Source organism: uncultured Tenacibaculum sp. (genome assembly GCF_947498805.1).
Taxonomy (GTDB): domain Bacteria; phylum Bacteroidota; class Bacteroidia; order Flavobacteriales; family Flavobacteriaceae; genus Polaribacter.
This window is the reverse complement of sequence record NZ_CANMLT010000008.1, coordinates 57,507-77,343: the sequence shown is the minus strand read 5'-3', so window position 1 is coordinate 77,343 and position 19,837 is coordinate 57,507. Positions and strand designations below refer to the sequence as shown.

9 protein-coding genes are annotated in these 19,837 nt (G+C 32.3%); 3 read left to right on the top strand and 6 right to left on the bottom strand.

The window, feature by feature from the left end:
* Position 1 precedes the first annotated feature (1 nt).
* Genes Q0873_RS15530 through Q0873_RS15515 form a run of 4 tightly spaced genes read right to left on the bottom strand, consistent with a single transcriptional unit; the run spans position 2 to position 4,387 of the window.
* On the bottom strand, positions 2–511 hold the full coding sequence (locus Q0873_RS15530; protein ID WP_299108995.1) for a GNAT family N-acetyltransferase: 510 nt from the start codon (positions 509–511) through the stop codon (positions 2–4).
* A 7-nt stretch (positions 512–518) separates the two neighbouring features.
* Positions 519–2,504 (bottom strand): trehalase family glycosidase, encoded by a 1,986-nt coding sequence (locus Q0873_RS15525; protein WP_299108993.1) that lies wholly within the window; start codon positions 2,502–2,504, stop codon positions 519–521.
* Complete coding sequence (locus Q0873_RS15520) at positions 2,497–3,339, bottom strand: aldose 1-epimerase (protein ID WP_299108990.1); 843 nt, start codon at positions 3,337–3,339, stop codon at positions 2,497–2,499. Before Q0873_RS15520 ends, Q0873_RS15525 begins: the two co-directional genes overlap by 8 nt.
* A gap of 49 nt (positions 3,340–3,388) precedes the next feature.
* A complete protein-coding gene (locus tag Q0873_RS15515; protein ID WP_299108988.1) occupies positions 3,389–4,387 on the bottom strand; it encodes a GntR family transcriptional regulator in 999 nt (332 codons plus the stop codon).
* Between the two features lie 179 nt (positions 4,388–4,566).
* Between Q0873_RS15515 and Q0873_RS15510 the strand changes: the two genes are divergently transcribed.
* The 3 genes from Q0873_RS15510 to Q0873_RS15500 all read left to right on the top strand — a co-directional run bounded on the left by Q0873_RS15510 (position 4,567) and on the right by Q0873_RS15500 (position 10,850).
* The gene (locus Q0873_RS15510; protein WP_299108985.1) at positions 4,567–7,674 is read left to right on the top strand and encodes a TonB-dependent receptor; all 3,108 of its coding nucleotides are present in this window, start codon (positions 4,567–4,569) and stop codon (positions 7,672–7,674) included.
* A 10-nt stretch (positions 7,675–7,684) separates the two neighbouring features.
* Entirely contained in the window at positions 7,685–9,226 is a 1,542-nt protein-coding gene (locus Q0873_RS15505) for a RagB/SusD family nutrient uptake outer membrane protein (RefSeq protein ID WP_299108983.1), read from the top strand.
* 343 nt (positions 9,227–9,569) lie between these two features.
* Entirely contained in the window at positions 9,570–10,850 is a 1,281-nt protein-coding gene (locus Q0873_RS15500) for a hypothetical protein (RefSeq protein WP_299108981.1), read from the top strand.
* Between the two features lie 1,367 nt (positions 10,851–12,217).
* Here Q0873_RS15500 and Q0873_RS15495 read toward each other — a convergent pair.
* Positions 12,218–13,102 carry a type IX secretion system membrane protein PorP/SprF gene (locus tag Q0873_RS15495; RefSeq protein ID WP_299108980.1) on the bottom strand — a complete coding sequence of 295 codons (885 nt, stop codon included), beginning with the start codon at positions 13,100–13,102 and terminating at the stop codon, positions 12,218–12,220.
* A 26-nt stretch (positions 13,103–13,128) separates the two neighbouring features.
* The gene (locus tag Q0873_RS15490) at positions 13,129–19,671 is read right to left on the bottom strand and encodes a gliding motility-associated C-terminal domain-containing protein (RefSeq protein WP_299108978.1); all 6,543 of its coding nucleotides are present in this window, start codon (positions 19,669–19,671) and stop codon (positions 13,129–13,131) included.
* Positions 19,672–19,837: the final 166 nt, after the last annotated feature.

Genomic DNA, 19,837 nt, shown 5'->3' with positions numbered 1-19,837 from the left:
GCTATAGTAGTTTTTCAAAAGCCAATCTAGTGGCTCCATTTCTTACTTTGATAATACCACAATAGGTATACTTAAGCTTTTTAAGAATGTGTTGCATTCCTAAATTATCAGGATGGGTGTCAATACGCATAGAGGCTATATTCTGTTGTTTTAATTGCTCTTCGCAATAACTAATTAGAGTTGTTCCCATTCCTTTTTGAGTACAGTTTTCTCCAACGGCTATACGGTGAACTACACCATAAATAGCATCGGTACTTGTAATCCAATTACCGTCTATTTCATTATATGTTGGTTCATTGGAAGTGGTTAGCATGTAAGTAGCAATAATTTCATCTTCATTGTTTTCTACCACATAGCTTTCATTATTTTGTATGTCATTAAGTATCTGTGCTTCATTTGGATATCCATCTTGCCATTGATCAATATTTAAAGAAGCCAAAAAGCGTTGCGCATAATGAAATATTTCCATTAGTCGTTGCAAGTCGTTCGTGATTGATTTTCTTATATGCATAGGTCTCTTAATTATTTTGTAACATCATTATTATATGAGCAGCACTCCAACTAAAATTATGAGCGTGCAATCCTTTTCCTGTTAAAGGATGATAATTTTCTCTAATAGCAGGTCCTTTTTCTAAAACACCTTCAGCTCCTTTTAAAATCTGAATGGTAGCTTTGTCAGCTTCAGAGTTAAAACCGTAATTACGTAATCCTTTAATGCCAAAATAAGCTTGGTCTAACCAATTCGGACCTCTCCAATATCCTTTTAAAGGATCAAATTTTTCATGGTCTGCACTCATGGTTTGAAAAGGTACTTTGGTAAAGAACTTAGAAGGTTTCATCATGTTGTTTTTTACTGCTTCAGCCTGTTTGGCGTTGGCAGCATTTGCCCAAAGAGCGGTCCATCCTTCACTGCCTTCACCTTTTATAAAATCCGTTCCTTCTATATTGGTATCATAAAACCAACCATCATTTTGATCATAAAACTGTTTTTGAATTTTATCTTTAAGTGTTTTAGCTTCTTCTTGATATTGTTTTACATCTGCTGTTTTGTTTACAATATTTGCTAATGTTGCTAAAAAGAGTTTCTCTGCATAAAGATACGCGTTGAGGTCAACACTTTCTTGATTTAATGAATACGCGCCCTCACTGTTTTTTAAAATTTTAGAATTGTCAAATCGAATCGCATTATCCATACCGCTTTCCCATTTAGCAGCAACCAAACTTCCATCCGTAGAACCATATTCACAAAGTCCATCTTGGTCATGGTCTCTTTTAGAATACCACCATTGATGGTACTTTTTCAACTTAGGATACATGTATTTTACAAATGCTGTGTCTTTACTTTTTTCAAAAACTTTAACTACAGACCAAGCGGCAAGTGGTGGTTTGGTATCTCTGTAGTTATGTGCTTCAATAGAAGTATCTCTATAAACACAATCGGCAACAAATCCATCTTCATTTTGAAAATCAAACATCAGTTTAATTTGTTTCTGAGCCAAATCAGTATCGTAATACGCTAAACCTACACTGTGTTTCCAAGAATCCCAAGACCAAAATCCATTAAACCATACATAATGGTAGCTAGGAAATAATCCTTCATGTTTTATTTCTCCAGCAGGAATGCACCAATTGTTTTGTAAAGTAAGGTGTGTTTTTGCCAGTACTTGAGCATAAATAGAATCGTTAAATTGAGATTTTCGATTGTTGATTAAAGCTGCTAATTGTTTCTCTTTTTCTTGCTGTCTTTCGTGTAAAAGTTTATCGAAAGAAGTAGTTGTAATTTTCTGTTGTTCTTTTTCCCAAGAGTATTCTGGGAAAATAAAAGTTTGAGAAATGGTTATTGTTTTAGTCTCGTTAGGTGCAAGATTAATTTGTTTAGATTCAGTTTGGTATTGGTTGTTGTTGCAGCTTTTTATATTGTCAGGAAATTTTAAATAACCAATAGCATTGGTTTTTGTTGAAGTTATCTTTATCTCTTTGGCAGAAGAAGATAAGGTTAAGCTATCTCCTAATATAGGAGTGTTTTTCCAATAATATTTAGTCGAAACGTCTTCTCGAGAAATGTTTTTTATTTCAGATTGAATGAATGCAGTATGTCCAGAACTAAAAACTAGTTTTTGTGTAAGTTGTAGGTCTTTTGAGGTGAAAATTTGTTCTAAATGACTATTGTAACTAGTGGTTGTATGATGATTCCATTGTTGATTTTCAATTTCTAATAGAGCTAAATGCTCACTACTCCAAACACCATTTTGTTGCGTCATAAGAAAGGGTCCGGAAAACCCAGTTTGGTCATTTGAACTAGGGAAAGAATAGGCAAACCAAGCACCTTGATCGGAATACATTAAACCATTTTTGTCAAATTTCTTTTTAGGGCTAATGGTATAATCTAATAGATTATTATAGGTCTCAACGAGTTTAAAAGAATTAGTTTCTTTTACGCTAGTTTTTGTGTTGCAACTTGTAGCAAGTACTAGAATACTTATGATGGTGATTAATTTATTCATCTTGTAATTGAATGGTCCATTGGATGTTAAAAGTGTCTTTTGGAGATAGGATTTTTAATCCAACATTATTATTAAAGCTATTGGAAGGACCTGTGATAGGTTCAATAGCTATATGATTGTCTATTTCTGGAGTGTATATTTGAATAAAGTTCTTGTCGAAAGAAGAACTTAGCTTCATAGTGTAATCGTCTGTTTTATAAATTACATGATTGTCTTTTAATAAATAGCAATTATCTAATTTCTGTTTAGATATTTGAAAACTATCAGGAAGTTTACTGTCTTCCATTTTAACCGGAATCATTTGGTCATTGTGTATAATTTCTTTTTCTGTTTTTAGTTTTAAAAAGCTATTTTCTCTATTAGCTGAATAAAAATAAGGATGCCATCCAATGGTAAAAGGAAATGAATTATTATCAATATTTGTGATCATAATTTTTAAACTTAATTCATTTTCAAACAAAGTATATGTGAGGTCTACTTTAAAAAGAAAAGGAAATCCACTTTCTTTTGTTTCTTGAATGTAACTTAGTGTTGTAGAAACACAGTTGGTGCCTTGCTTACTTTCGCTAACTTTAAAAGTTTTGTTATAGAGTAAACCATGGATTGCATTGTTTTTATTGGTGTTTTGCTTTAATCGGTGCTTTTTATTCTGGAATTCATACTCACCATTTAAAATACGATTGGCAAAAGGAAAAAGAATGGCAGAAGCATAGGAGAGTTTATAGTTAACTTCCTCGGAAAAGTTTTTGATAATAACTTTCTTGTTAAGAGTTAAGTTTGATATGCTTCCACCATTTGCTAAGGAAACTTCAACTTTTGAAGTTCCCTTTAGCATAGAGATTGTGGGGGAATCTTTATGTATGTGTTGTATAGTTTGCAATTCTCTAGATTGAATTTCGAATTATTAATTTATTTTCATTTTCAATTTTCTCTCTTTCATTATTAAGAATCATACTCGCCAGTTTTTTACCCATAGCTCTAAAGTCCGTGGAGATAGTTGTGATTCCGTTTTCTACAATTTCTTTTAATAAGGTGTCGTTGTATGATATAATACCAATGTCTTGGGCTATTTTAAATCGAAGTTCTTTCGTCTTTTTTATAATACGTATGAGGTTTCGGTCGTCAGGTATAATAAAAGCATCTCCTTTTTCAATAGAGAAACCTTCTAATGAATCAATATGAATTCCATGAACGCGATTCATTTTACAAAACTTTTCAAAACCTCTTAGTAAACCATCAGGTTGTTTGTCTTCTTGAAAAAGAAAAATCAAACGGTCGTATTTTTTAATTAAGTCAATACCATCCAATAAGCCATTAAAAATGTCTTTTTCAAAAGGTTGGTAGATGGCAGGGTATTTTTTTAACTCCTCATTTGTTTGATCTAATAAATACACTTTCTCTTCTGGAAGATTCTCAAGTATATGAGCAATTCCTTTCAATTTAGCGGGCATAATAATATAGGTGTGGTAATTACCTATATGATCAAAGATTAGTTTTTTAAATACTTCATAGTTGAAATGATGGAAAAAGATATCTACTTCAATATTTTCTCCTAAATTTTTTATGAGTGCCTTATATAGATCTTCCTTAAAAGTATTAAGCTCATCAAAAAGTAAAAATACTTTTTGAGTTATATGAACACTTTCGCTATTTACATAATATCCCTTTCCAGGAATAGATTGTATAATGCCTCTTGTTTTTAATTCATTGTAAGCAAGTAAAACGGTGTCTCTAGATAGTTTGTGTTTGTTTTTTATACTATTGATTGAAGGGAGTTTGTCTCCTTTTTTTACCTTTTTAAAGGTAATTGCATTTTCAATAGAAGAAACTATCTGTTTGTACTTAGGTATACCTGCTTTTTCTTGTATTTGAATGATACTCATAAAACAAATATATAAATTCTTTAAAATAAAACAAACTGGTAGGTACTAGTTTGTTTTTTTTGATTTGGATGTTAAATTAGCTGAGTAGTTTTATTGAAAATAAGGAGTTTAAACCTTTTTGTTTACAATGTTTCTATGAGGTTTTAGGTAAAAAACAAGGAATAATTAATTTAACATTTATGAAACGAAAACAACTAAAAAAAAATCAAATTTTATTTAAAAATAAAATTAAAACCCTACTAGTCTGTTTTTTATTAATGGTTTCGGCGGGTCTTTTTTCACAAGAGAAAAAGATTACAGGAAAAGTAGTTGATAATAACGGAGAGGCTTTAGTGGGAACGTCGGTAATAATAAAAGGTACAACAAGGGGAGTTGATACTGATTTTGACGGGAACTATCAAATTAATGCAACATCGTCGTCGGTGTTAATTTTTGAATTTATAGGATATAAAAGAACGGAAGTTTTAGTGGGGAATCAAACTACGATAAATATAACTTTAGAAGAGGATGTAGAATCTTTAGAAGAGGTGGTAATTGTAGGGTATGGAACTCAAAAGAAAAGTGATTTAACAGGTGCTATCGGGCAGGTGAAATCTGAAGAATTAACAAAAGTAACTACAACGACACCAGCTCAAGCTTTACAAGGAAGAGTTGCTGGTGTTAGTGTGACTTCTTCTAGTGGGTCTCCAGGTGGAGCTCCGGGTATTTTAATTAGAGGGATAGCTTCTTTTGGAAACAACCAGCCTTTATATATTGTAGATGGGGTAGAGGCTGATAGTTATTTTATAGATCCTAGAAATATTGATTCTATAGAAATATTAAAAGATGTTTCTTCTACAGCAATATATGGTACTAGGGGAGCTAATGGGGTTGTTATTATTACAACTAAAAAAGGTAAAAGAGGTAAGATAAATGTTGAAATAGAGCAATCGTATAGTGTAAATACACAGCGTAAGAAACTTAAGTTATTAGATGCTGATGGATATGTAAGTGTTCATAGGCAGATGTATGAGAATGCAGGTAACGCATTGCCAGCTTATGTAACCAATCCACCTAATGTAAATACAAACTGGATTGATGAAACACATAGAGGTGGGTATCTTAATTTGCTGAATGCTAGAGTTTCTGGAGCTTCAGGAAATTTGAATTATAGCTTTGGTGGTAATTATGCTGATGAGCAAGGTTTGTTAATTGGTTCTTCTTTTCTTAAAAAAGGATTCTTTGTAAATGGAACTTTAAAGTCAGATAAAGTTACGTTGTCTGCAAATATTAACTATACAGAAACAAAAAGAAATCCGTATAAATTTTCTTTAGGGGAAACTTTTAGAATTTCTCCTTTAATTCCAGTATACGATGATACAAAAGAGTCTGGATTTGGGTATAGAGATGGGCAAATAGGAGATCATAGAAACCCTGTTGCTGATGATCATTTTAGACAGCGTTATACCAAGTTTAGATATCTCTTAACAAATTTTAGTGCGCAGTACGAAATATTGAAGGGTCTGAATGTTAAAGCGAATTACTCTTTTTCTGATCGAACTAATTTTGATTTTAGTTTTAACCCGGCATTTAGAGCGAGAGATAATGATACTAGTGAAAACAATATCTACTCGTTTATTTCTGAAAATGATGGTTTTTTAAGAAAAATCAATCAGTTATATACTGCTAATTACAATGTAGATTTTGGTAAGCATGATTTTAAATTATTGGCAGGTTATCAGCGTATTTCTACGCTTACACAATTTAACTATGTGCAAGCTCAAGGGTATAAAGAAGTTAATGGTGTGAGAGAGGCTGTTGAATTGTTGGATAACAACTTTAACACGCTAAGTGCATTTAGTTCGGCACAGGCTACATTTTCAGGGTCTGGTTCAAACGGAAGGTATAATATAGTTTCTCAATTTGGAAGATTTAACTATACATATGATGATAAATATTTATTTCAAGCAAGTGTGCGTAGAGATGGATCTTCTAAGTTTGGTAAAAACAGGAAATACGGAGTTTTTCCTTCTTTCTCAGCAGGATGGAAGATTTCAGAAGAAAAGTTTATGGAGAATCAAAACGTGTTTAGTTTCTTAAAGCTTCGTGCAAGTTGGGGACAGGCGGGTAATGATTCTGCATTAGGTTATTATGGTCATCAGGTGTTGATTAGACAAGGTAGTAGTCAAGGTAATGGAGGATATGTTTTTGGTGATCCTCAACTTTCTGCTTCAGGAAGTATTGTAACAGACTTGGAAAATTTAGATTTACAGTGGGAAGAAAGTACTTCTACTAACATTGGTTTAGATTATGGTCTTTTAAACGGAGCGTTAAAAGGTGGTATCAATTACTATAAGACAATAAGTGATAAGGTGTTGTTAACACGAGAGTTACCTGGAAATGCGGGGATTGTGAATAATCCAATAGTAAACTTTGGTGAATTTCAAAATAGTGGTTTCGAGTTTGACTTAGATTATCGTACTAAAATAAACGAGGTTAATTTTTCTGCTACTGCAACATTTTCGACTTTAAACAGTGAAGTGACTAGACTGGGTAATGAGTCGCAAATTCTTAGAGGAGCTGGTCTTTTATTTGGAGCTGATCATTTTGTAAATCAAACAAAATTAGGATATGAGCCAGGTGCTTATTTCTTACCAGTGGCAGATGGTATTTTTCAATCGCAAGCGGAAATCGATGCTCATGATCCGTCAGGAACGCTTCAGCCAAATGCTGCTCCAGGAGATATTCGTTTTGTAGATCAAAATGGAGATGGAGTATTGGATAGTAAAGATGAGGTTTATCAAGGAAGTGCGTTACCAAGTTATGAGTATAGTTTAAACTTAAATGCCGATTATAAAGGAATCGATTTCAATATTTTCTTTCAAGGTGTTGGAGGAAATAAGATATACAATGGAAACAGATTTCAATCTATAGGTATGGATAGTGGTCGAAACTTTGAAGCAGTAACTTTAAATGCTTGGACACCAACAAATACGAATACAAATATTCCTAGAGCTGTTTTAGGAGATCCAAATGGGAATAATCGCGCTTCTACAAGGTTTTTAGAAAGCGGGAGTTACCTAAGAATAAAAACAATTCAATTAGGATATTCTTTCCCGCAAGAAATATTAGAGAAGGTTCATATTAATAAGCTTCGTGTATATGTGACGGGGCAAAACTTATTTACGTTTACTGATTATAGCGGATTAGATCCAGAAGTAGGAGGGTCTGTGCTTTCTAGAGGTATTGATAGATCGCTATATCCACAATTCAAGTCAGTTATTTTAGGATTTCAATTACAATTATAAGACAAACAACATGAGAATTTTTAATAAAATTTTAGCAATAGCATTAATTACAGGTTTAATGTCGTGTAATGATGATGAATTTTTAGATCAGAAATCACCGGATGAATTAACTTCGGCTTCTTTTTGGAGAAATGCAAAAGATGCAAAAGAAGGTTTAACGGCGGCGTATTCTGAATTAGAATCAAGAAGTAATTTTTGGGATGGTTGGCAAGAAGGAAGACCAGTAGTTGAATATTTTAGGTCAGATTATTCTTTGCCTGGTCCGGATGCTGCTAACTACGCGCACTGGATGTCTATTTTCAATTTTAATTATACAAATGGACATATTTTCATAAAGGTTTTGTGGGATACTAATTATAGAGGTGTAAACTTTGCAAATCAGGTGATTACGAAAGTGGGGCAAATGACTCCTGATCAGATTACCGATGCTGAGAAAAAGCAAATTATTGGAGAGGCTACATTTTTAAGAGGGTATTATCACTTTAAATTATTAACATTATTTGATCAAATAATTATAAGAGAAGAGTCTCCAACAGCTACTACATTAGATATGGCGTTGTCTACAAGATCAGAAGCTTGGGCTGTGATTATAAATGACTTTAAAAATGCAGCTACAATGCTTTCTGATAAAGGAGTAACCGAGGTTGGAAGAGCTACGAAAGGAGCGGCTTTGGCTTACTTAGGAAAGGCATATTTACATAAAGCAGGAGATGCTACATCAGCTGAATCGTCAGATATTCAAAATGCAATAGATGCTTTTAAACCTGTAGTAGATGGAAGTACTGGTGGTTATTCATTGGTGAGTGATTACTTTAGTTTGTTTAATGGAGAGAATGAAAACAATTCTGAATCGGTTTTTGAATTACAATTTAAAACTGGTGATGCTACTTCGTGGAATGCTACCCGTTTACATGCATTTATTGGAGATTGGTCAATAGGTGGCTGGGGTGGTTTAGAAGCTACGAAAGCATTAGAAACGGTTATGAAATCTGAGGGGAAAATTGCAACGAATGGTTTGTATGATAATCGACTTTATGGAACACTTTATTTTAGAGATGATTATTATAATGATGCCGCTACTCCAAGAATGCAAGGGTATACATGGGATCAGTTAATGGATTGGCAATACAATAGTACAAATGCTGGTAAGGTGTATTATAGAAAATGGTTGCCTAATTATGTGTGGAATAATAGCTATATAGGATTGAATGTTACATTAATGCGTTATGCAGATGTCATGTTGATGTATGCTGAAGCATTGAATGAGGCAGGATCAACTTCACAAGCGATACCATTGATAAATGAAATTAGATCAAAACATGGGTTAATGCCAGCCATTACGGCTACCACTCAGGAGGATGTAAGAAAGCAAATTATCCATGAAAGAACCATGGAGTTGTCATTAGAATCGGTTAGGTTCTTTGATTTGAGAAGATGGGGAATGTTAGATCAAGCGATGCAAGCAGCAGGAAGAACTGGGTTTAGTACTGCAGATCATGCGTATTTACCAGTACCACTTTCGGAGATAAATAATAATAATGAAGTTAATTAAATGTAGAATTTTTTAAACGTTTTTATTTTATAGGGTTTGAATGTAAGAAATGGCATTGTCTGGTTAATCTAGATGGTGCTATTTCGTTTTAAATCCTATTCAGTAGCGATAAATAAATTAGGTGTAAAAAGAAAAAGCTCTTCAAAAAATTTGAAGAGCTTTTTGCGGTCTGGACGGGACTTTTAATTATTGTTCGAGGTTGTATGTTGTTTTTAAAATCGTAAACAATAGCCTTTTAATTATTGATTTTTATGTTTTTTTTTGATTCTTTTAAATTAGTTTAAAAATATATTTTGTTTCCCCTATATATTCCCCTTTATGTATATTTGTAACAAAAAATAAAATGTATTTTTATTTAAAAGAACCAAAGTCAATTAAACCTACGTTAATTTATTTAATATATCATTTAAAATCAGAGAGGAAGAACTTTAAGTATAGTACAGGTCAAAAAATACTTCCATCCGATTGGGATTCAAACTCTCGTTATCCAAAATTAAAAAGAGGAGGAGTGGGTAAAAAGTCTAAACAAATATCTCTTGTTTTAGATAATTATAAGGATTTGTTGGATGATACAATTGTTCATTATGAGATAAAGAATAAAAATTTACTTAAAGAAGAATTAAAGTTAATTTTTGATAAAGAGTTTAAATACAAGGACGCTTTATTAGATATTGAATTATCACAAATTATTAGTGAAGCTATTCAATCATTTATAGATAGTAAACAACAAAATGGAGCAGTTACTAAGAATTGGAAGATAAAGTATACTAACTTAATGAAAAAGATTATTTTGTTTGATGACTATCGAAATAGAATGACAGTTTTTAAAGACCTTAATAGTAGTTGGTTAGATGCATATTGCGGTTTTTTGCGTGATTTTCCTAGGTTAGTAAATAAAGAGAAGGCAAGAAGTATAAAAACTAAAGTAGGGAAGGTTGGTTATAATGATAATTCACTACAAAGACATATTGTTTTTCTATTTACTTTTCTAACATGGGTAAAAGAAAATTATAAGATAGAAATACCTAATTTAAAAAATCCTGTAAAAGGGTATGATACAGATGATATTCATCTAACAGAAGAAGAGGTGCAAAAATTAGAAAACGTAAGATTAAAAGAAGAAAGATTAGAAAGTGTAAGAGATGTTTTTTTGATAGGAGTGTATTCAGGACAACGTTTTTCAGATTATTCTATTTTTGAACAAGCAGATGTTAAAAATGATATGATTATAAAGAAGTCACAAAAGACAGTTGTTGAGAGTTTTGTTCCATTACATGATAAACTTAAAAACCTTTTAGATAAATACGATTGGAAGATTCCCAAAATATCAGGGCAGAAGTTCAATGATTACATTAAAGAGGTTTGTGAACAAGCTGAAATAAATGCTGAGGTCAAAAAAACTACTTATAGAGGAGTATCAAAGGTTACACAATATTATGATAAATGGGAATTAGTAAGTAGTCATACAGCAAGAAGAACTTTTATAACCTTGTCTTCAGAGAAAGGGGTGCCAGATCACATAATTATGAAGATAGTTGGGATAAAAAAAGCAGATACATTATTAAAATATAAAAAGACAAACCAAGATACAGTTAAAGATTTTATGACTAAAATGTGGGCTTAGTTTTTGAAGCATGATATTGTTTATTTCGTAGTAAGTTTAAAAAAAGACAAGAAATGTTTTTTTATGGTTTAAGTATTTGATATAACCTTATATATTTGGAACAGTAAAAAGTAAATTGCAGATTCAAATATTTTTTTATGGAAAAGCTATGTTAAGTATTGTTTTAATGCTATTATCTGTGTTCTTGTATACGCAAGAATTACCTAAAATTGTACCACTATCAACTGATTTGTCTAGTTTAGGTAATTTTTTTGAGACACCAGTTTCTCTCAATACTGGTATACCAAAGTATAAGGATACTCTATTACTTCTATTGGAACTAAGGACATTAGTTTCTCTATAAATTTAAGATATCATTCTGGAGGTTTTAGGGTGTCAGAGATAGCTTCTAGTACAGGTTTAGGTTGATCTATAAGTAAAGGGGTATAATAACCAGAACTGTTAGAGAGTTACCTGATGATTAATTAAATAGATACTTTTCGCCTCCTTTACTTTATGAAACTTTTAAACAAGTTTCAGAAGAATTAAGGGCTAATTATATCGGTGCTACTTATAAAATTAATTAGATTACGAATAAGACATTAAAATAGAGTCTAATTTTGAAGACACAAACACTAAATTAATAGTGTTTTAAAATAATAACTATATCAAGTTCACTTTTTGCTGACGTTATACAGTTTGTTGATTTTAAGAAGCCTAAACGATTTTTAACCAGAGAAGAAGCTTTGTGCTTTGAGGAGATTAAAACTCCCTATAATTTTAGTTGTGAAGATAAAAAGCTAAATAAAATTAAAGATGTTTTTTATTTTTCAGTGTTTAACTGGGATGCGTTATGGAGAATTAAAAAGAGTAAATAAAAGAACAATTAATAATAATGATTGTATTGTTTTGAAAAAAGAAAAAAATCGCTCTAAACCGAATAGGAAAGTTCCTTTGATGTCAATATCTAAATCAATATTGGAGAAGTATAGTTGTAATCTACCACTTATGTCTAATCAAAAGTATAATGATTATATCAAAGATATTTTAAAGGAAACGGGATTTACCAATGAGGTTGAATATACAAGAACTAAAGGGGTAGAATAGAAAACTTTTATTAAACTATTTTATAAACGTATTTCAACTCATACAGCAATAAGAACTTTTATAACAATAATGAGAAATAAAGGTATTGCTGATAAAACTATTATAAGTATCAGTAGTCACAAAGATTTAAAAACCTTTAACATGTATCATCAAGTTGATAACAAAGCAAAGGTTAATGATGTTAAGTCTGTTTTTGAGAATTTTTGAAGGGAAAAATCAGTAAAATAGAAAAACCCAGTCATTACAACTGGGCTTTAAAAAAAGGGAAAGGGAATTACCTTTTAAAAACTAAACTTAAAAACAAATTCATGAGAACCGCTACTATAGGTCGAAATATCGTTAGTAGCATGTTCATAGGCATATCCTAATTTAAACTCTTTAATAAATTGAAACATTAAAAGACCACTAAAAGATTCTTTTAATCGGTGAGATACACCAAATTCTACTTTATCTAAAAGACTTACTGTGGCAGTTAAATCTGCAGAAAGAGGAACACCAGAAACATAACGTGTCATAAACGATGGTGTTAGTTTTAATTTATACTCACCTTGTAAATCAAATGTATATCCAGCTCCTAAATAAATATGTGGTTTATCAGAAGCAGAAGTAACTACGTTTCCTTCTTTTTCATATCTTTTACTTTGCAATAAAACAGGAACTGATAAACTTGCATAGTAATTTTTTCCTTTTAAATATGCCCCAGCTCCAAAATTTGGATTAGTACGATTTACATTTTGATTAAAAAGTGGATCGTTAATATTTAATGAATTTAAATCTGTATTAAAGAAAGTAGCTCCTGCTTTTAATCCTAAAAATAAAGTATTACTTTCTGATAATTTTAACTTATAAGAAAAATCAACATATACATCTGTTTCTTTGGTTACAAATACTTGATCGTTTACAATAGATAACCCTAAACCTACATTTTTACCTATAGGATAAGATAGTGATAGTGTTTGGGTAGATGGCGCATCTTTTATACCTACCCATTGCCCTCTTATTAATGTTGTTAATTCTAACCCATCATTAGCCCCAGCATAAGCTGGGTTAATGATATTCATATTTAGGTTATACATTGTAAATGACGGATCTTGTTGTCCTTGTACTTTGACACATACCATTATTACTAATAAAGCAAGTGTATATTTTATATTATATAATTTCATTTGTATTTTATTTTAGATTGATTTTTTTAGTAGTTTATATATAACCAACCTTGAATTGTACCAAAACCAGGTTCATTTAAATTAATAATATATAAGTATGATCCTACAGGTAATTTTTCGTTACTACCTCCTCTTTGGTTTGATTTTGCATCCCAGTCGTTTTGGTAATTATTAACTTGATACATTTTTTCTCCCCAACGGTTAAAAATTTCTATTTTACTATTCGGATAATTATTTATATTTTCTATTACCCAAGTATCATTTACTCCATCTCCATTTGGTGAAAAACCTTTGCTTAAAACAATTTCTTTACTATCACATGCATCTGAGATTCCATCATTATCTTCATCAAGTCCTGTTATAGTTACAACAGCTGTTTTTGTAGCGCTGTTTCCGCTATTATCAGTTACTGTTAAGGTTACTGTTATATCTCCTAAATTAGGACAACTAAACGATGTTTTGTCTAAGCTCATTGCTGCTATTCCGCTACATGCATCGCTACTTCCATTATCAATTTGCTGTGGAGTAATATTTAAGTTTCCGTTGGCATCTAAAGCTGTTGTAATATTTTGAGTAATAACAGTTGGTGCTACTGTTTCAACAACAGTTACTGTAGCTGTGGCATTTGCTGTATTTCCAGAATTATCAACAATTGTTAAAGTAACTGTATTAGCACCTAATTCACTACAAGTAAAACTGGTTTTATCTAAAGTTCTTATAGCGATTGCACAATTATCTGTACTTCTGTTATCAATATTTGCTACAGTTAATGTTCCTTGTCCGTTTGCATCTAATTGTAGGGTGAAATCTTGTGCTACTATTGTTGGAGCCATTTTATCTTCAACGGTTACAGTTGCTGTAGCTGTTGCACTTGTACCAGAATCTGTTGCTGTTAAAGTAACTGTGTTCGTTCCAATATTAGAACAATCGAATGTTATTTTGTCTAAACTTAATGTAGGATTACTGTTACATCCACTTCCTGATCCGTTATCAACTTGTGCTGGAGTTATGGTTGCACTTCCGTTTGCATCTAACTGAACTGTAATATTTTGTGTTACAGCTGCTAATTGTGCATTCGGATTTTGAGTTACCGTAACCGTTGCTGTAGCTGTATTTTGGTTACCAGAAGTATCTTCAACAGTTAATGTTACTGTATTTGCTCCTAAATCGTTACAAGTAAAGTTTGTTTTATCTAAACTCATTGAGCTTATCGCACAGTTATCATACGAACCATTATTAATATCAGCAGTAGTAATGTTTGCTTGTCCGTTAGTTCCTAATTGCACTGTAATGTTTTGTACAGCTACTATTGGTACAATGCTATCTATAACAGTTACCGTTACTGTAGCGTCTGAACGATTATTTGAAGCATCTGTTACAGTTAATGTTACTGTGTTTGCACCAATATCTGTACAAGTAAAACTTGTTTTATTTAGCGTTCTTGTAGCGATTGCACAATTATCTGTACTTCCATTATCAATATTCGCTACAGTTAATGTTCCTTGTCCGTTTGCATCTAATTGTAGGGTGAAATCTTGTGCTACTATTGTTGGAGCCATTTTATCTTCAACGGTTACAGTTGCTGTAGCTGTTGCACTTGTACCAGAATCTGTTGCTGTTAAAGTAACTGTGTTCGTTCCAATATTAGAACAATCGAATGTTGTTTTGTCTAAACTTAATGTAGGATTACTGTTACATCCACTTCCTGATCCGTTATCAACTTGTGCTGGAGTTATGGTTGCACTTCCGTTTGCATCTAACTGAACTGTAATATTTTGTGTTACAGCTGCTAATTGTGCATTCGGATTTTGAGTTACCGTAACCGTTGCTGTAGCTGTATTTTGGTTACCAGAAGTATCTTCAATAGTTAATATTACTGTATTTGCTCCTAAATCGTTACAAGTAAAGTTTGTTTTATCTAAACTCATTGAGCTTATCGCACAGTTATCAGACGAACCATTATTAATATCAGCAGTAGTAATGTTTGCTTGTCCGTTAGTTCCTAATTGCACTGTAATGTTTTGTACAGCTACTATTGGTACAATGCTATCTACAACAGTTACCGTTACTGTAGCGTCTGAACGATTATTTGAAGCATCTGTTACAGTTAATGTTACTGTGTTTACACCAATATCTGTACAAGTAAAACTTGTTTTATTTAGCGTTCTTGTAGCGATTACACAATTATCTGTACTTCCATTATCAATATTCGCTACAGTTAAGGTTGCTTGTCCGTTTGCATCTAATTGTAAAGTGAAACCTTGTGCTACTATTGTTGGACCAAAGTTATCAACTGCATTAATTGTAGTAACAGCTGAAGCCACATTGTTTATACTATTTGAACCTTGAGCTACATTTGCTGGTACTTGTAATGTAACAGTTGTACTACAAATGCTTGTTGGTGTTACTAATACCGTATACTCGGTACCGCTTACCGCTGTAAAGTTACTTAAACTAGCTCCTGTTGCTTGAATATCACTCATGTCGAAACCAGTTACTGCACTACTAAAATTAATAGTTGCTGTATAAGCTCCTGAAATATTAGCGGGCGAATTTACGAATGTTGGAATAGGAGCTTGAGGAATTAAGCTAAACATAGCGGTTACTGTTTTATCAGCATCCATATTAATGTTTACTGGGTTGGTAGTTCCTGTAACGTCGCCACTCCAACCATCAAATTGATATCCTGTTGCTGGTGTTGCTGTTAAAGCTACTACTGTTCCGTCGGCATAGGTTCCGTTTGTTGGGTTTGGGTTGGTTGTAACTGTTCCGTTTGTTGCATTGATGGTTAAGGTACGTTGAGGACTACAATTATCACTCCAACTTGCCGTTGTATCTTTTTCCCAACGTGAACTTGCTGGACTATTTGGTGGTGTAAAATTAGAGTCATGTTGTATACAGGTTAAACTTGTGTTTCCGCGAGCATCCATTGCTGGGTTTCCGCTTCCACCCCCATTTGAAGCATCATAAAAGTTAGTATTATTTCCATTAGCTACATTTAAACTGGTTAAATTGTTATTACTAACATTTAGATAATTAATAGCACTATGTAAACTAATATCCAAACTTGTTATACTATTATTTTGTAAATAAAGATGTATCAAATTAGGATTTGAAGAAATATCTATAGTTGTAAGCTGATTATTATGTACTTCTAAAGCAACTAAATTAGGATTTGAAGAGATATTTATATTATTAATTGAATTATTACCTACTCTTAAAGCTAGTAATTGAGTATTTGCTGTAATATTGATATTTGTAAGTTGATTATTTGCTGCTTCTAAAACTTGTATAGAAGTAAATGCCTCAATACCCGTTAAGTCTGTAATATTTTGATTACTCACATTTATAGTTCCTGTAAAAGCAGTTGCTTCGCTACATTGTATTTCGGTGTCGCCGTTGGTATTTATAGCTGTGTTACCAACTAAAGCAGCTTTAAAATTTGCATCTGGGATGCTTATTAAACATTGTTGACTAAACGTAGCGGTTACTGTTTTGTCAGCATCCATGGTAATGTTTATTGGGTTGGTAGTTCCTGTAACGCTACCACTCCAGCCATCAAATTGATATCCTGTTGCTGGTGTTGCTGTTAAAGCTACTACTGTTCCGTTGGCATAGGTTCCGTTTGTTGGGTTTGGGTTGGTAGCTATGGTACCATTGGCTGCGTTAAGGGTTAAAGTACGTTGAGGGTTGCAATTAGTACTATAACTAGCACCTGCATCTTTTTGCCAATTTGTAGGTGGTGTAAAGCCTGCGTCTATTTGTATACAAGTTAAATTAGCGTTATTAAGAGCATTAAAAATATTAATATTAGCATTATTACTATTTGCTATATTTAAATTGGTTAATTGATTATTAGCACAAGCAAGTAATGTTAATGCTGTATTTTGACTTACATCTAAACTAGTTAACTGATTATTATAAACCTGTAAAGATATTAACATAGTATTTTGACTTAAATCTAAACTAGTTAATTGATTATTATAACAGTAAATATATTGTAGTAATGTATTTTGGCTTACATCTAAACTAGTAATTTGATTATCTTGAAGATAAAGTTGTGTCAATGCTGTATTTTGACTTACATCTAAACTGATTAATTGATTACCAGCACAACGAAGCATTGTTAATGCTGTGTTTTGAGTCACATTTAAACTAGTTAATTGATTTTCACCACAATCTAATTCTGTTATATTGGTAAATGCTTCAATACCTGTTAAGTCTGAAATATTTTGGTTACTCACATTTATAGTTCCTGTAAAAGCAGTGGCTTCACTACATTGTATTTCGGTGTCGCCGTTTGTGTTTATAGCTGTGTTACCAACTAAATAGTTTTTGAAATTAGTATCAGGGATGCTTACTAAACATTGTTGACTAAACGTAGCGGTTACTGTTTTGTCAGCATCCATAGTAATGTTTATTGGGTTTGTATTTCCTGTAACGTCGCCACTCCAGCCATCAAATTGATATCCTGTTGCTGGTGTTGCTGTTAAAGCTACTACTGTTCCGTCGGCATAGGTTCCATTGGTCGGGTTCGGGTTTGTAGTAACCGTTCCGTTTGTTGCATTGATGGTTAAAGCTCTTGTTATAGGTGCTGTTGCTCCAAATTCATAAGCCCCCATATCTACTGTGGTATTAAAAACACGTTGATTACCTGCTAAGTCGGTAGTTCCAATAACAAAAGTATTATTGCCTGCATCAATAGCTGGTGAGCCTGATTGTAATGTATAGTCGGTTGTACTTGTAAATAAAGGGTTTGATGACAAGATACTTGTTGTACCTGAGGTTAAATTAGAAAACGCATTTTCGTCAATAGAATTGTTAACCGTTAAAGTAACAGGTAATGTTTTATGCGCTCTATTAACAGCTGTACTAGCTGTTGTGTTATTTGGATTAACACTGATACGGTTATGATAAAAAATACAATTATTTATAGCTGCAGTTATTTGAGAGTTACCATTTTGTTCTGACAAAGCAACTGGACCTTTTTGAGAATTAGTCGCTGACCCTCTATCAAAATTATTTGCGAATGTACAGTTAGCTATCGTAGCTGTAATTTGAGATGATGCACCAATTGACCTAATCCACATTGCGCTACCAGATAATCCTAAAGTTGAACCAGCATCAGTGGATTCATTATTGTTAAAAAGAGAATTTGATACAGAGATATTGAGAGTAGCGTTGGTATCAGTTAACAAATATAAACCACTACCGTAAACACTTAAATTTTTATTAAATACACATTTTTCTATTACAACATTGGCAGTAGCATTAAAGTATGCAAAAATGGCTCCTCCAGAGGTGGATACATTACTCTTAAATTTACAGTTCTTTACAGTAAAACCATTTACAGCAGGGTTTACAATAATTGCTGAACCTCTGTTATTTTCGTTAGTGTTTAAATCTGCATGACCATCGTTTATTTGTATTCCGTCTAATAAAATATTATTTCCATTAATTTTTGCGACGTGGTAACTATTGTCTCCACGATTATATCCAGTAAAAAAGACGCCAGAATCATCTCCGTTAATGTCGCCAGATAATATAGTTACATTGTTATTTATGTCTCTTTGATTTATATGTGTTTCATTACCAGAAAACCCTCCGTAAATTTTTATATTATCGTGTATAATATCGAACGATGCCGTCCTTGAATTTGTACTTGGTTTATATGCTCCTTGCGCTATCCATATCTGATTTGCTGGACTACTAGCTAATATAGCATCTTGTAAACTTGTATAAGCATTTGCCCAAGATGTACCGTCGTTATTACCTGTGGCATTTTGGTTTACATAAGTAATTAGTGGAAGCTCACCATATAAAGAAGCTATATCTGCATCTGATAATGCGGTATTATAAATTCTTATATTATCTAAAGTTTCTATAAATTTATTATTTCCTTCAGAAATTTTAACCGTTTCTAAAGCAGAGTTTACATAAACTAAGTTTACTGAAGAAGCTCCACCATCACGAGTTGTTGCTTCTTGTACACCATCTATGTAGATAGTTCTTCTAAGCCCATGAGCAGGCGTTCCATTAAAGGAAAAACTTTCTCTACGAAATACAATTGCAACGTGATGCCAATTATTATCTGCAACTATGGTTGAAGACTCAATAACTCTTATAGGAGTTGCTTGGTTTCCGTTTTTTAAAAAGTTAGAGGTTAATTTAATTTTTCCATTAACTAATTCTGTAAACCAACCGTAATTTCCAAATCCAGAAGTACCAGTTTGTTGTATAATATTTTGAGGTGTACTATTTACAGTTCCTGTTTTTATCCAAAAACTAATAGATGCATCCTCTCTACCTACAACTTGAGATCCATCATCTCTTGTTCCACCGTCAAAGGAGTCTCCATTTAATATTAATGCATTATTAGCAGTACCTAAAAAATCTGTAGTTGATACTCTTGCTGTACCTGTTGGAGATAAATCATTAATCCCTGGAGTAGTTTGATTCACTAAACTTCCGTTTGTAAATTCATAAGATTTTATTAAATCTGTAGTTGGTATTTGCCCATAAGATAAGCTGACAACCAACAACATAAAATAAAGTAGTTTGTTTTTCATTTTAAATAGTTTATGTATTTTATAAAATCAAAAGAACAATTATAATATGAAGTGTTAATAATTCGCTTTATGAATGTCAATTTGGCTTTGTTAATGAAAAATTAGTAAAACTAAAACCCTCAAAATTCAATTGAATTTTGAGGGTTTTATAATTTGTAAAAGATTA

What these genes read in the sequence shown, in the direction of transcription:
- Q0873_RS15490 (WP_299108978.1), bottom strand. Translation starts at nt 19,671, where the DNA reads ATGAAAAACAAACTACTTTATTTTATGTTGTTGGTTGTCAGCTTATCT.
- Q0873_RS15525 (WP_299108993.1), bottom strand. Translation starts at nt 2,504, where the DNA reads ATGAATAAATTAATCACCATCATAAGTATTCTAGTACTTGCTACAAGT.
- Q0873_RS15510 (WP_299108985.1), top strand. Translation starts at nt 4,567, where the DNA reads ATGAAACGAAAACAACTAAAAAAAAATCAAATTTTATTTAAAAATAAA.
- Q0873_RS15530 (WP_299108995.1), bottom strand. Translation starts at nt 511, where the DNA reads ATGCATATAAGAAAATCAATCACGAACGACTTGCAACGACTAATGGAA.
- Q0873_RS15505 (WP_299108983.1), top strand. Translation starts at nt 7,685, where the DNA reads ATGAGAATTTTTAATAAAATTTTAGCAATAGCATTAATTACAGGTTTA.
- Q0873_RS15500 (WP_299108981.1), top strand. Translation starts at nt 9,570, where the DNA reads ATGTATTTTTATTTAAAAGAACCAAAGTCAATTAAACCTACGTTAATT.
- Q0873_RS15520 (WP_299108990.1), bottom strand. Translation starts at nt 3,339, where the DNA reads ATGCTAAAGGGAACTTCAAAAGTTGAAGTTTCCTTAGCAAATGGTGGA.
- Q0873_RS15515 (WP_299108988.1), bottom strand. Translation starts at nt 4,387, where the DNA reads ATGAGTATCATTCAAATACAAGAAAAAGCAGGTATACCTAAGTACAAA.
- Q0873_RS15495 (WP_299108980.1), bottom strand. Translation starts at nt 13,102, where the DNA reads ATGAAATTATATAATATAAAATATACACTTGCTTTATTAGTAATAATG.